The following is a 13,067-nucleotide window of genomic DNA, read 5'->3' as shown; positions in this document are numbered from 1 at the left end:
TAGCACTATGATTCAACGAAACAGATTTTCTTTTCCAACAATCGACATTAGTGTGTTTGAAAACAAGCTTCGCGAGTATGCTCTCACGCAAGAGTACGCCGTACACTTAAATTCTAACGCAAAACAAAATAGTTGCACGTATTCGAAAATATATGCATTTGGTTCAAGGAATGCCTCTGAGTGCCATCGTGCCAATGATTTAAATCAAGCTGCACGCCTTGTGTCAGTTCCCGATTGGAAGTTCCTTGCCATTGCATACGATTTTAAAAACTTGTACCATCAGAATCATTCATCCATTCCTGCATCTGTAGCTTTTCCTAAACTTGCTGTTTTTGTGCCCGAATTTGTTTTTATTGTGGAAGATGAAATTGTGTTGGAAACTTTTTTAGATTTCGCTGCCGCAGAAGAATTAGTACATCGAATTGCCAATGTTCAAGAAACAGAACAGTACAAGAATTTAGTTGCAAGCGAGGTTATACCGAAACTAAGTAAAGCCGATTATCTTGCACGCACAACTAAGATTTTGGAACATATTCAGGCAGGCGATTTCTACGAAATAAATTTCTGCTTTCCGTTTCAAACAAAAATTATTAGTCCGAATATAAACGCGCTGTATTCGGCGCTTAATTCAAAATCAGAAGCACCTTTTTCGGGCCTTTTTAAGTGGCATGAAAACGCAGTGATATCTTCATCTCCCGAGCGTTTTCTGCGAAAGCAAGGCGAAAAACTTAGCTCGCAACCCATCAAAGGAACCGCCAGAAGAAGCAGTGAACCGGAAATCGACGAGCAACTTAAAGCAGCACTGAAAAGCAACGCAAAAGAACGCGCCGAAAATGTGATGATAGTCGACTTAGTCCGAAACGATCTTTCTAAAGTTGCAACTAAGAATTCCGTTCGAGTCGAGGAATTATGTGAAATTTACAGTTTCAAACAAGTGCATCAGATGATTTCAACGATTTCCTGTGAGCTTCGCGCAGAAACGAGCTTTTTTGATATTCTGGAAGCCACTTTTCCGATGGGAAGCATGACCGGTGCACCTAAAATTGAGGCTATGAAATGGATTGATATATATGAACCCAGCGCGCGTGGCATGTATAGCGGAAGTTTCGGTTACATAGCACCAAACGGTGATTTCGACTTGAATGTCATCATTCGATCGATTCTTTGCGATACGAAATCGGGCGAAACAACGTTCTCCGTTGGAAGCGCGATTACTGCAAACGCAGATCCAGCCGAAGAGTATCAGGAATGTTTGCTTAAAGCAAAAGCAATGATGGAAGTTTTAAATCCGATTTCTGTTGAACAAGTTCGTTAGCCGATTTAGCAAAATCGTTCAGGAGCAATTTCCCGAGCTGAATAACGCACGCATTTTAGTTGCAGTTAGTGGAGGTGTCGACAGTATGGTTCTAACAGATTTACTGCTCGCAACTAACTTTTCAATCGGATTCGTTCATTGTAATTTCCAGCTTCGAGGTGTTGAAAGTGATGAAGATGAGCAATTTGTTCGCACTTTCGCGGAAACGCAACAGATACCATTTTTTAGCACGCGTTTCGACGCCAAATCGTTTGCCACGAACGCCAAAATATCCACTCAGGAAGCCGCCCGAATTTTGCGCTACAATTATTTTGAAGAAATTCGAACTCAAAATGCGTTCGATTATATTGTAACGGCACATCATTTAAACGATAGTATTGAAACTGTTTTATTTCATTTGGCACGCGGAACTGGAATTGATGGTTTGTTGGGAATTCCGAAACGCAATGGGCGTATTGTTAGACCTTTACTATCATTTTCTAAAGAAGAAATTCTCGAATATGCGGCTAAGCAAGAACTCAAGTGGCGAGAAGATGCTTCGAACGCAAAAACCGATTATACGCGAAATAAAATTCGACATGAATTACTGCCTATTTTTAAATCGTTGAATCCGAGTTTTGAAGCTAGTTTCCACTCAAGTATTCTAGCTTGGGAACAAACGCAGTCGCTCGCTACCGATGCCGCCGCCGCCGTTTTAAGTCAGGTTGTTCAAGAAAGTAATGGACATAAAAAATTGCACATACCAGAATTGTTGAAGTTTCCCAATTATCAAGCCTATTTGCAATTTTGGTTGGCCGATTTTGGTTTTCACGCATGGAACGATATTTACGATTTACCTTTCGGAGAAACAGGAAAACGCGTTTTTTCGGAGGATTACGTTTTGACAAAAGATCGGGATTTTTTGCTTCTTTCTGTAAAGCAAGCGAATTCACAGATTCATATTGAAATCAAAACCATTCCTTTTGCCTTGACAGAACCGATTGCATTTTCGGGCACTTACGTGGATGCATATCAGAAATCTACACGAACGGAAATATACGTCGATGCCGATTTGATTTCTGGGAATTTAAATCTCAGAAATTACGTACAAACTGATAAATTTGCTCCTGAAGGAATGTCTGCCGGCACCAAAAGTGTTGGGAAGTTTTTAAGAGACGAAAAGGTATCTTTGGAGTATCGAAAGAAAGCACTGGTTTTATGCGATTCACAGCAAGTCATTTGGGTCGTGGGTTACCGTGCAAACAGAAATTACCTCGCAACAACACAAACTAAATCAATTCTTAAGTTCACTTTGTATTCATGAAGAAAATACTTTCTTTTTTCGTTTTGCTCTTTGCCTTTTCGGCAGTGGCGCAGGTTATTCAGCCTGTAAAATGGCAAACTGCTGTTGAAGATAACGGCAATGAAACGTTCACTTTGGTTTTCACCGGAAAGATCGATGCTGGCTGGCACGTTTATTCGCAAACCACACCTGATGGCGGTCCGCTTCCGTTATTGGCAACATACGAAGCTGCGGGAAAAGGTTATGATTTGATTGGAAAAACGACAGAAAGCAAAACTAAACGCGCGTTTAACGATGTTTTTGGTGTGGATGAAGTTTTCTTTGAAGGAAAGGTTGTTTTACGCCAGAAAATTTCCAGAAAAAATCCGAAGATAAAGTCTGTTGTTGCGTCACTTTCCTATCAAGTTTGTGAAGAAAAATGTATTAACGAAGATAAAACCTTTACTTTTTCCCTACCTGAACCCAAGGTTTCCATTCCAGTAGCTGGTGAAAGCAATACGGTAACTGCTGTTGATACGCTTTCAAAAGCTGTTGACACAGCGGCAGTTGTTACCAATGTTGCGACCTCAAAAAAGGTGGAAAAATCCGCGGAAATTAAAGCAGAGAAAGCGGATGACAAGAGTATTTGGAGCATTTTTCTTTTAGCGTTTTTAGGCGGTATTGTTGCCACTATAACGCCTTGTGTTTTTCCGATGATTCCGATGACGGTAAGTTTCTTTTTGAAACAATCGGGAAGTAAGGCGAAAGGTCGATTTAATGCAATATTTTACGGCTTCTGCATCGTATTGATTTGCGTATTGATTACGTTGCCTTTTCATTTGTTGGAAGGAGCAAATCCAGACGTTTTTTCAGAGATTTCGACCAACGTTTGGCTGAATGTATTCTTCTTTATCATTTTCAGCATTTTCGCTGTTTCATTCTTTGGCGCATTCGAAATTACCATGCCAAGTGCTTTGGCTAACAAAGTTGATTCGGCTTCGGACCGCGGCGGCAAAATTGGTATTTTCTTTATGGCGCTTACGCTGATTATCGTATCGTTTTCCTGCATTGGTCCGGCATTGGGATTCGTTTTAGGAACATCGCTTAATTCGGATGGCGGCGCATGGATTTTATCTTTAGCGATGTTGGGATTTGGCCTCGGACTGGCTTTGCCGTTTATGTTTTTTGCTTTAGCGCCTTCTTTACTTGGAAATCTTCCAAAATCGGGTGGTTGGCTCAATACGGTCAAAGTTGTTTTTGGTTTTATTGAATTGGCATTAGCTTTTAAATTTTTATCGAATGCCGATTTAGTTTTGAATACGCATTATCTTGAACGTGAAGTATTTATCGCTATTTGGGTTGCCATTTTCGGCTCATTAAGCTTGTATTTGTTCGGAAAGATTCGTTTCCCGCACGATAGTCCGCTGGATCATTTATCCGTTTCGCGAGCATTACTTGCTGTCTTAACGTTTAGTTTTACAGTGTATTTAATTCCCGGATTGTGGGGCGCGCCCTTAAAGTTAATTAGCGCTTTTCCACCGCCGTTAACGTACAGTGAAAGTCCGAGTGGTTTTGGAGGAAGCGTAACTACCGAAAGTGCAACAGCTTTACCGGAAGGTGCCGTTGCTGGTCCGCACGGAATTGCCAGTTTTGAAGAATACGAAGCTGGTTTAGCGTATGCAAAAAAGGTGGGAAAGCCCGTATTAATTGATTTTACCGGAAGAGCTTGCCAAAATTGTAGATTGATGGAAGCCAATGTTTGGTCGGATCAAGAAGTATTAAAAATTTTGAAGAACGAAGTTGTGCTCATCTCGTTGTTTGGTGATGAACGTACCAAATTACCCGAAGACGAGCAATACATTTCTAAAGAAACGGGAAATAAAATTGCGACCGTCGGGCAAAAATGGAGCGAGTTCCAAAGACAACGCTACGGCACGAACGCGCGTCCTTACTATGTTTTGATGGATCACGAGGAAAAGATTTTAAATGAACCTGTTGCGTACACACCGGATATAGACACCTATTTATCTTGGTTGAAGGATGGTGTAAAAAAGTTTTAAGACAACGACTCATTTCTGCGACAGCGATAGCAAAAGCAAGCGTACCGATAGAAAACGCAAACAACTGCGGTTAAAAGATGGCGACCTAAGAAGCCCTATTTTAAGCTGCAGTTGTGCGTTTTATGAGGTACCTTGACTTGGAAAGCGCGGTGCCCGGCGTTTTTCGACAAATAGTAACGACGCCGGGCAGTTGCCCAAAAATTACAGACCGCTCACGTAATTGGCGTACAAATCGCGGAACGTGGTGCTGTTTCGAACCCGATTTTTAGCGAGTTTCTTTTGAGCTGCGAGTCCCCAAAGTAACACCTCGGCGATGAAATAGCGGTCGGCTTTGTCGGCGTTTGCAGCATATTGATCGACCAATTGGAATAGGGCAGGGTTGCGTTCGAGCTCGGCTTTGTAGGCACGATCGCTTTGATCTTCGGTTAGTACAATTTCACCTTCGTTGAAAAACCAGGTATAAATGTCTTGATAAACGGAAGTTTGATTCGGCTTTTCGAGCTTTTCGATTTTTGGGAAAATACTCGTAAAAATCGACTTAACTGCTTCGTCTAGAATAAGTTGTGCGACATATGCGGCGCCTTCTTGCTCGCCTTCGTAAACCAACTCTACTTTACCAGTAATTGCGGGAATGACTCCTATGAAATCGCCCAAACGAATGGTCGTTCTGTTCTCGCCAGAGCGCAACGTACGTAACTCGGCAGTGCTTAGCAAATTTTCGAAAGCAGTAACCGACAAACGTGCACTAACGCCGCTTTTCTGGTCGATGTATTCACTTTCGCGTGCTGAGAAACTAATTTGTTCGAGCAAATCGCGGGCTAATTCCGGAATGTACACCTGTTCTAAACGCGTATCAGCTGCTGTTTCGTAGGAAGTAATTTTCTTGGCAGTTTCGATATCAATCGGATAATGCGTTAAAATTTGCGAACCAATACGGTCTTTCAAAGGCGTTACGATGCTTCCGCGGTTGGTGTAATCTTCGGGATTTGCCGTAAAAATAAACTGCATGTCGAGTTCTAAGCGAAGTTTAAATCCGCGAATTTGAACATCGCCTTCCTGCAAAATATTGAAAAGTGCCACCTGAATACGCGCTTGCAAATCGGGTAACTCGTTGATAACGAAAATACAACGGTTGGCGCGTGGAATCATGCCGTAGTGAATAACGCGGTGATCGGCGTACGAAAGTTTAAGATTTGCGGCTTTTATCGGGTCGATGTCGCCAATTAAATCGGCCACGGTAACGTCGGGCGTAGCTAATTTTTCGGAAAAACGTTCGTCGCGATGCAGCCATTCAATCGGGGTTTGGTCGCCATGTTCGGCGATTAGATTTTTCGCGTAAAAACTCACAGGAGCAAACGGATCGTCGTTAATTTCCGAGCCTTGAACCACGGGGATGTACTCATCGAGTAGGCCAATCATGGAGCGTGCAATTCGGGTTTTAGCCTGACCGCGCAATCCTAAAAGATTGATGTTGTGGCCGCTGAGAATGGCGCGTTCAATTTCAGGTAAAACGGTTTCGTGGTAGCCAAAAATTCCTGGAAAAGCATCTTGTTTGGCAGCAATTTTTGCCTTCAGATTTTTCTTAAGTTCTTGTTTTATTGACTGATACGAAAATCCGGCTTTTTTGAGTTCACCGAGGGTTTTCAACTTTGTTAGCTCGTTCATGTTATCTAAGTCTCTTTTTTCTATTGTTTTTATAATCTTCAAAAATCATTTCTCCCAAACCTTTAAGTCCGGTATAGAAGGCTTTTCCTTGATTGGCTTGCGTAAAGTTGTTTACAAATCGTTGTAAATAGGGGTCTTGAGCAATCATAAAGGTAGTTATCGGGATGTGTAGTTTTTTAGCTTGTCGGGCCACGTTATAGCATTGTTCTACGATATATTCGTCGAGTCCGTTACTGTTCATGTAATATCTACCGTCTTTTTCGCGCACACAGCTGGGTTTTCCGTCGGTAATCATAAAAATTTGCTTGTTGGTATTTCGCTTTCGCCGAAGAATATCGAGTGCCAATTGCAAACCTGCTACGGTATTGGTGTGAAAAGGTCCCACTTGCAAATACGGCAAATCTTTTAATTGAACTGGCCAGGCATCGTTTCCAAAAACAATAATGTCGAGCGTGTCTTTTGGATAACGCGTTGTTATGAGTTCGGCCAATGCCATAGCCACTTTTTTGGCTGGCGTGATGCGATCTTCGCCGTAGAGAATCATACTGTGACTGATGTCAATCATCAGTACTGTACTCATTTGCGATTTATATTCGGTTTCGTTTACGAGTAAATCGTCTTCGGTGAGTTGTAAATCGGCTCCGAAATTATTTTGGTGTGCGTTTCGTAGGCTGGCGGTTACGTCGATAAGTTCGGGTGCATCGCCAAATTGGTAGGCACGGTGCCCGCCGGTTAGTTCGTCGCCACGACCATCAGATTTACTTCCGTGGTTTCCGGTACCTCGTTTGGCTAAGTCGCCGAAGATTTGTTCAAGTGCCGATTTTCGAATGAGTTGTTCTAGCTTAGAAGAAAGCTCGGTTTCGCCACTGCCGTCGGGTCTGATTTCTTGTCGGATGAAGCCGCGTTCGATTAAATCTCGGATAAAATCGTCGATGGTGTATTCGGGAGTTGTTAGTTTATATTCGTCGTCGAGCTGTCGTAACCAGTCGATTGCCTCGTCAAAATCTCCCGAAGTATGTACAATGAGTTCTTTAAAAATCTCGAACAGCTTGTCGAAAGGGTCTTGTGGCAGCTTTTGGTAGGCACTAAATTTAAATCCAGATTTCATATCCTAAAGGTACGTTTTACGAATGTGAATTGTTTGCGAACGAGTATTAATCTTTAGTTAAACCAAAAACACACGGATTAACGTTTCTTTGCAACTTTACAAGCTTATATGCACTAATTTTGGACAAATTTTGAATATGGTAATTCGACAAATTTATACGCCTTGTTTGGCACAAGCTAGTTACTTTTTGGCTTCCGATGGCGAGGCCGCCGTTTTTGATCCGTTGCGCGAAACTCAGTCTTACATAGCCGAAGCACAGCAGCTTAACGCAGAAGTAAAATACGTTTTCGAAACGCATTTTCACGCTGATTTTGTTTCTGGACATCTCGATTTGGCTGCGAAAACCGGCGCAACTATCGTTTATGGACCAAATGCTACACCCAGTTTTGATGCCTTGATTGCAAGCGATTCTCAGGAATTTTTTGTGGGAAAATGCAAGATCAAAGTGTTGCACACGCCGGGTCACACCTTGGAAAGTAGCTGTTATTTAATTCATGATGAAGACGGAAAACCAACGTATTTAATTACGGGTGATACGTTATTTATTGGCGATGTGGGACGACCTGATTTGGCACAAGATACAGCTGCCGACTTAACTTCGGAGATTCTTGCCGGAATGTTGTACGATTCGTTGCGTACCAAAATATGGCCTTTACCCGACGATTTGGTGATATATCCGAGTCACGGTGCTGGTTCGGCCTGTGGAAAAAATATGAGCAAGGAAACCTTTGATACTTTAGGACATCAAAAGCAGGTAAATTATGCTTTGAATCCGAACTTAAGTAGAGAAGGATTTATAGCAGAATTGTTGGATGGATTGGCAAATCCGCCGGCGTACTTTCCGCAAAATGTATTTTTGAATGCAAAGGGCTACGATGCCTTAGATCATGTTTTAGAGAAATCGTTAAACCCACTTTCTGCGGAAGCATTTCGCACGGCAGCCGAGGCAACGGATGTTTTGATTTTGGATGTACGTCACGAAACAGAATTCACGGCCGCGCATATTCCCGGAAGTATTTTTATTGGTTTAAACGGAACGTTTGCTCCTTGGGTGGGATCGGTTTTAGAAGATGTAAACCGAAAGCTCTTGTTAGTAACGCCTGTGGGTAAAGAACAAGAAGCGATTACGCGTTTGGCTCGTGTTGGTTTCGACGGAGTTATTGGCTATCTAGACGGAGGTTTTGAGTCGTGGCAAGCAGCTAGATTTGAAACAGATTTTATCGAAAATATTTCTCCGGAAGCTTTCGCTGAAGTTTTAAGCGAAGAAACAACTGTTGTCGATGCACGTAAGCCTTCGGAGTATCAATCGGGGCATGTAAACAACGCCTTGAATTTGCCGTTAGATTCGATTAATAGTGCCATACAAGACTTTCCAAAATCTAAATTTTATGTGCATTGCGCGGGCGGATATCGTTCGGTAATTGCCGCTTCGGTATTGAAGAAGAACGGAAATCATCATGCCGTAAATGTATTGTTAGGAATGAATGGAATTCGCAAAACAGAATTGCCTCTAGTAAGCGTTTAAATAAGTGTAGAATTGTGGTGTGAAATAGGTATTTTTGCACCTTCAAAACAAATAAAAAGAATTAACTAATTAATTATGACTAAAAAAGTGATTTTCGGCTTACTGGCAGCCGTGTCCATCGTTGCGTGCAGTAAAGTTGGCGAAAATGAATTTATCATTACCGGAGAAGCTAAAGGTGTGAAAGACAGCACGAATGTTGTTTTACAAAAGCAAGATTCTACTGGAATCGTTTCTGTTGATACTGTTAAAGTTATCGATGGTAAGTTTAAAATCGAAGGTCAAGTTAAAGAGCCTTACTTGCATTTTATTGCCATTAACGGTATTCAAGGTGGTGTGCCTTTGATTTTGGAATCGGGTGAAATTAACGTAAAAGTTGACAAAGATTCTGTTCAAAACTCAACCGTTGGTGGAACTAAAAACAACGATTACTTGACGGATTACAGCAATAAGAGCAAAGAAATCAATAAAAAGATGATGGCTTTCCAGAAAGCAAACATGGAGAAGTTCAATCAAGCTCGTGCCACAAACGACACAGTTACGATGAACGACCTCATGAAGAAAAACAATCAGTTTGGTGAGCAGTTGAAAAACATGAGTTTTGAACACATCGATAAAAACAAAGATTCGTTCTTGTCGGTTTATTTCATCAACCAGTTTATCAACCAGCCTGATGCTGATTTAGCGAAATTGGAGAAGCAATTCAACGCCTTGACAGATGATTTGAAGAAAACTTCAGTTGGTAAGAAAATCAAAGAGCGTTTCGAAGCCATCAACAATACGAAAGTAGGTAGCACTGCTCCTGATTTTTCAGCTAAAACTCCAGATGGAAAAACGGTGTCTTTGAAGCAATCGTTAGGTAAAATTACCATCATCGATTTCTGGGCTTCTTGGTGCCAACCTTGTCGTCAGGAAAATCCAGCTATGGTGGCGCTTTACAATGAATTTAGCCCAAAAGGTTTAAAAATCATTGGCGTAAGTTTGGATAGCGAAGCTAAAGCGTGGACAGAGGCTATTGAAAAAGACAAGTTAACGTGGACACAAGTTGCAAATTTGAAACCACAGTCTGATCCAATTGCCCGTAAATACAACATTTCTCAAATTCCAACTACTTACTTATTGGATGAAAAAGGCAAAATCATTGCTGTGAATTTGAGAGGTGAGGAGTTAAAAGCAAAGGTACAATCCCTTTTAAACTAATATGAAAAAGCTACTATTGCCTATTTTAGGCTTGTTTTTATTGGCATTTGCAGTTGTAAATGGCGATTTCCAGATTCAAGGAACTGCCAACGGACTCGAAGGCAAAACAATCGTTTTCAGAAAGCAAGACGAAAAGTTAGGCTTAGTGGTAGTTGACAGCGCAAAAGTTGTTAACGGAAAATTCTCTTGGAAAGGAAAAGTAACTGAGCCAGAAATTTATTTTGCCGAAATTAAAGATACAGAAAGCCGTGTTGCTTTCATCTTGGAGAGCGGTAAAATTGAAATCACACTCTTGAAAGACAGCATTGGAAGCAGTGTTATAGGGGGAACGCAAAACAACAAAGATCTGCAAGGATTCAATGTTAAAGCAATGACGATTTCGCGGAAAATTCAAAAATTCCAAGAAACCAATAACGAAAAGATGCAGCAAGCACAGAAAAGCAACGACACCGCTACTGTGAATAGCCTCATGAAGGAGTTTGGGAACTACCAAAAAGAACTTATGAATTTGGCTGCTGAATTTCCAAAGAAAAACCCAAAGTCGTTTATCTCGGTTCTGTTTGTCGACAATATGTTCAATGCGCCTGAAGTTGATATCGAAGAAATCAAAAAAGTATACAATAGTTTGGATGCGAAAATCCGTGCTACAAAACCAGGTTTGAAAGTATTGAAGAAAATTCAGGATTACCGCTCTGTTAATATCGGCGATCAAGCACCCGATTTCTCGGCCTCTAGTCCAGATGGTAAGAAAATAAGCTTAAAAGAGTCGCTTGGTAAAGTTACCATAATCGATTTCTGGGCGAGTTGGTGCGGTCCGTGTCGACGTGAAAATCCGAATGTTGTGAAACTGTATAACGAGTTTCATGCCAAAGGATTGAACATTATTGGTGTATCACTCGATAAAGACGCAGCTAAGTGGAAAGAGGCTATTGAGAAAGACCAACTTACATGGCCACACATTTCAAACCTTATGTTTTGGGACGAACCCATTGCAGCAACTTACGGCGTAAAGAGTATTCCAGCGACATTCATCCTTGATGAAGATGGAAAAATCATCGCACGTGATTTACGAGGCGAAGAACTACGCGCTAAAATTGCAAGTATTTTAAAATAGTAAGATCCATATCGAATCAAAAGGCTTCCAGTTTTGGAAGCCTTTTTGTTTTAGCATTAGCCGATTATAGGTACAGAATATCAATTTAAAGTCCTGCTCGACTTTTGCTGTTTTTCGTCTATCCACAAACGTCGGTAACCAATGCTAATTCAAATCCAGTTATCAGACTTTTTAAAACTAGATTTTCTAAAACAAACTAAGCTGCGCATCAGGTTCTATGGGTTCAGCTACAGCCGTAAGTTTTACTTTATTTCTGTTTTCAAATAAAGATATAGGCTCGCGTTGCAGCCATAAATCTACTTCCTCTGCCTCTAAAACAACGGGCATGCGTTTTTTACTGTTGTGAATTTCGGCCATTAATTCGTTTGCCTGTGTGGTAATAATTGAAAAGCTCAGAAAACGCTTTCCCCAATTTTCGTAGATATTGAAAATACAGGCGAGCGATAACAAGTTGTCGTTTGTTGCAGAAATTTCAAATAAGCGTTTTTGTTTGCCTTTTGTATCGAGCCATTGGTATTCAAAAAACGATTGTATGGGCAGTACACAGCGGTTGTTCAACGACGACTTAAAAACGGCTTTTTCCGCCAATGTTTCAATTCGAGCGTTCAAAGTATTGGTTTCTTTGCGAAAAGCATCGACAGCCTTTGCGAAATCAGGAATGAGTCCCCAAACGCCAAAATCGGCAGTATCAGGTAGTATAAGCGGTAGTTCGGGATAGCTAAAACCGCTAATTTTTGCTCGGTGTGTTTCATCGGGAGCAATAGCACCTTTTTTATCTTTGAATTTCTTGCGGTATTGCTTTTCGATAGTCGACAGTTTTTGAACGGGATTTACAAAATAGCACATACCAACTCGAGTTTAATTTTTTTAATGAAAAACATCTAATCCCAACATTCCATCAGCAATAAATCGCCCGATTCGTGTTCTATTTTTACGATACCGTCACCGGCGGCGGCGTTGCTGTTTCCGTTTCGGTAACCCAGTGTAAGCGATTCGTTATTAAGTGGGTACAGTAAGTTTACAGTTCGAATGCCGTTCACTAAACCAAGGGGAACGAGTGATAATACAGTATTTTTCGGATACCATTTTTCGAAGTTTCGCGGTAAAAGTATCACCCGAGAATAGTCGTCGTAAACGGTTATTTTTAACGATTCGCGATAAGGTGCCAGCAGCGATAAGTTGCAAAACGCATGATCGGCTCGGCGTCCGGTAGCCCAAACCACATTCACAGCCGGATGTCCGTTTGCAATAAGATAATCGAATGCTTTTTCGAGATCGGTTTTGTTTTGATCGGGTGCCGAGATAAATTTTAAATCAGTCTGATTTTCAGCGATAAGCGCTTTTGTTATCGAGTCGAAATCGCCTAAAACAATATCCACTTTTATACGTTTCGCGAGCAGCCTTTCGATTGCCCCATCGAGTGCCACAACTACGGGCGACCATTCGAGTAGTTGTCCGAGCAGTTCGTCGCTGCACGCGGCACCGTTGGCAATGATGAGCGCCGGTTCCTGATTGTCTTTAACGATATGATGTGACGACACGAGTTTCAAAATTCTATGAGTTCCAAAGGAAAACAATTCTTTGCAGGAAACAAAATAGATAGACAAGTACTGGTGATTTGAAAATAGACCTGGGATTTTCCTGAACATAAAAGTTACTGTTAAAACTTGCTTTAGCTTTATTTTTACGGATTTCCCGTAATGCTATGTCGATTTTTTTCGGGAAATTCGCCCGAAACGGGAAGGGGAAAACGGGTTAATCCCAACGAAAAAAAAACGAAACTCGGTTACGGAAAAACCGGATATTTTTAAAAAATAACCTT

The 13,067-nt window shown here is 41.3% G+C and carries 10 protein-coding genes; 6 read left to right on the top strand and 4 right to left on the bottom strand.

What is annotated here, in order from left to right; all coding sequences use genetic code 11:
- The first annotated feature begins 7 nt into the window (after positions 1-7).
- From ACOVQQ_RS00585 to ACOVQQ_RS00575, 3 genes are read left to right on the top strand one after another with little or no spacing between them, the layout of a single operon-like run.
- The gene (locus ACOVQQ_RS00585; protein ID WP_421816492.1) at positions 8-1,315 is read left to right on the top strand and encodes an anthranilate synthase component I family protein; all 1,308 of its coding nucleotides are present in this window, start codon (positions 8-10) and stop codon (positions 1,313-1,315) included.
- The gene (tilS, locus tag ACOVQQ_RS00580; RefSeq protein ID WP_421816491.1) at positions 1,299-2,618 is read left to right on the top strand and encodes a tRNA lysidine(34) synthetase TilS; all 1,320 of its coding nucleotides are present in this window, start codon (positions 1,299-1,301) and stop codon (positions 2,616-2,618) included. The genes ACOVQQ_RS00585 and tilS overlap by 17 nt, the downstream gene beginning before the upstream one ends.
- Complete coding sequence (locus ACOVQQ_RS00575) at positions 2,615-4,636, top strand: cytochrome c biogenesis protein CcdA (protein WP_421816490.1); 2,022 nt, start codon at positions 2,615-2,617, stop codon at positions 4,634-4,636. The genes tilS and ACOVQQ_RS00575 overlap by 4 nt, the downstream gene beginning before the upstream one ends.
- A 201-nt stretch (positions 4,637-4,837) precedes the next feature.
- On the opposite strand, the gene ACOVQQ_RS00570 is transcribed toward ACOVQQ_RS00575, so the two are convergent.
- Both ACOVQQ_RS00570 and ACOVQQ_RS00565 read right to left on the bottom strand, forming a co-directional pair.
- The gene (locus ACOVQQ_RS00570) at positions 4,838-6,301 is read right to left on the bottom strand and encodes a magnesium chelatase (protein ID WP_421816489.1); all 1,464 of its coding nucleotides are present in this window, start codon (positions 6,299-6,301) and stop codon (positions 4,838-4,840) included.
- 1 nt (position 6,302) lies between these two features.
- On the bottom strand, positions 6,303-7,409 hold the full coding sequence (locus tag ACOVQQ_RS00565) for a vWA domain-containing protein (protein WP_421816488.1): 1,107 nt from the start codon (positions 7,407-7,409) through the stop codon (positions 6,303-6,305).
- Between the two features lie 136 nt (positions 7,410-7,545).
- Here ACOVQQ_RS00565 and ACOVQQ_RS00560 point away from each other — a divergent pair, with 136 nt between their 5' ends.
- The 3 genes from ACOVQQ_RS00560 (at position 7,546) to ACOVQQ_RS00550 (ending at position 11,245) form a co-directional block, all read left to right on the top strand.
- Positions 7,546-8,934, top strand: a complete 1,389-nt coding sequence (locus tag ACOVQQ_RS00560) for an MBL fold metallo-hydrolase (RefSeq protein WP_421816487.1) — start codon at positions 7,546-7,548, stop codon at positions 8,932-8,934.
- Positions 8,935-9,009: 75 nt separating this feature from the next.
- The gene (locus ACOVQQ_RS00555) at positions 9,010-10,131 is read left to right on the top strand and encodes a redoxin domain-containing protein (protein ID WP_421816486.1); all 1,122 of its coding nucleotides are present in this window, start codon (positions 9,010-9,012) and stop codon (positions 10,129-10,131) included.
- A gap of 1 nt (position 10,132) precedes the next feature.
- Complete coding sequence (locus tag ACOVQQ_RS00550) at positions 10,133-11,245, top strand: redoxin domain-containing protein (RefSeq protein ID WP_421816485.1); 1,113 nt, start codon at positions 10,133-10,135, stop codon at positions 11,243-11,245.
- Between the two features lie 186 nt (positions 11,246-11,431).
- Here ACOVQQ_RS00550 and ACOVQQ_RS00545 read toward each other — a convergent pair whose 3' ends face one another.
- Together ACOVQQ_RS00545 and ACOVQQ_RS00540 are read right to left on the bottom strand one after the other, a co-directional pair.
- The gene (locus ACOVQQ_RS00545) at positions 11,432-12,091 is read right to left on the bottom strand and encodes an SOS response-associated peptidase (RefSeq protein ID WP_421816484.1); all 660 of its coding nucleotides are present in this window, start codon (positions 12,089-12,091) and stop codon (positions 11,432-11,434) included.
- Positions 12,092-12,126: 35 nt separating this feature from the next.
- Positions 12,127-12,786, bottom strand: a complete 660-nt coding sequence (locus ACOVQQ_RS00540) for a thiamine diphosphokinase (protein WP_421816505.1) — start codon at positions 12,784-12,786, stop codon at positions 12,127-12,129.
- Between the last annotated feature and the right edge of the window lie 281 nt (positions 12,787-13,067).

Source organism: Flavobacterium sp. (genome assembly GCF_049240005.1).
GTDB lineage: Bacteria > Bacteroidota > Bacteroidia > Flavobacteriales > Flavobacteriaceae > Flavobacterium.
Note: the sequence above shows the minus strand (reverse complement) of the source record. Positions and strands in the feature narration are given on the sequence as shown.

What these genes read in the sequence shown, in the direction of transcription:
- ACOVQQ_RS00560 (WP_421816487.1), top strand. Translation starts at nt 7,546, where the DNA reads ATGGTAATTCGACAAATTTATACGCCTTGTTTGGCACAAGCTAGTTAC.
- ACOVQQ_RS00570 (WP_421816489.1), bottom strand. Translation starts at nt 6,301, where the DNA reads ATGAACGAGCTAACAAAGTTGAAAACCCTCGGTGAACTCAAAAAAGCC.
- ACOVQQ_RS00550 (WP_421816485.1), top strand. Translation starts at nt 10,133, where the DNA reads ATGAAAAAGCTACTATTGCCTATTTTAGGCTTGTTTTTATTGGCATTT.
- ACOVQQ_RS00545 (WP_421816484.1), bottom strand. Translation starts at nt 12,091, where the DNA reads ATGTGCTATTTTGTAAATCCCGTTCAAAAACTGTCGACTATCGAAAAG.
- ACOVQQ_RS00575 (WP_421816490.1), top strand. Translation starts at nt 2,615, where the DNA reads ATGAAGAAAATACTTTCTTTTTTCGTTTTGCTCTTTGCCTTTTCGGCA.
- ACOVQQ_RS00555 (WP_421816486.1), top strand. Translation starts at nt 9,010, where the DNA reads ATGACTAAAAAAGTGATTTTCGGCTTACTGGCAGCCGTGTCCATCGTT.
- ACOVQQ_RS00585 (WP_421816492.1), top strand. Translation starts at nt 8, where the DNA reads ATGATTCAACGAAACAGATTTTCTTTTCCAACAATCGACATTAGTGTG.
- ACOVQQ_RS00565 (WP_421816488.1), bottom strand. Translation starts at nt 7,409, where the DNA reads ATGAAATCTGGATTTAAATTTAGTGCCTACCAAAAGCTGCCACAAGAC.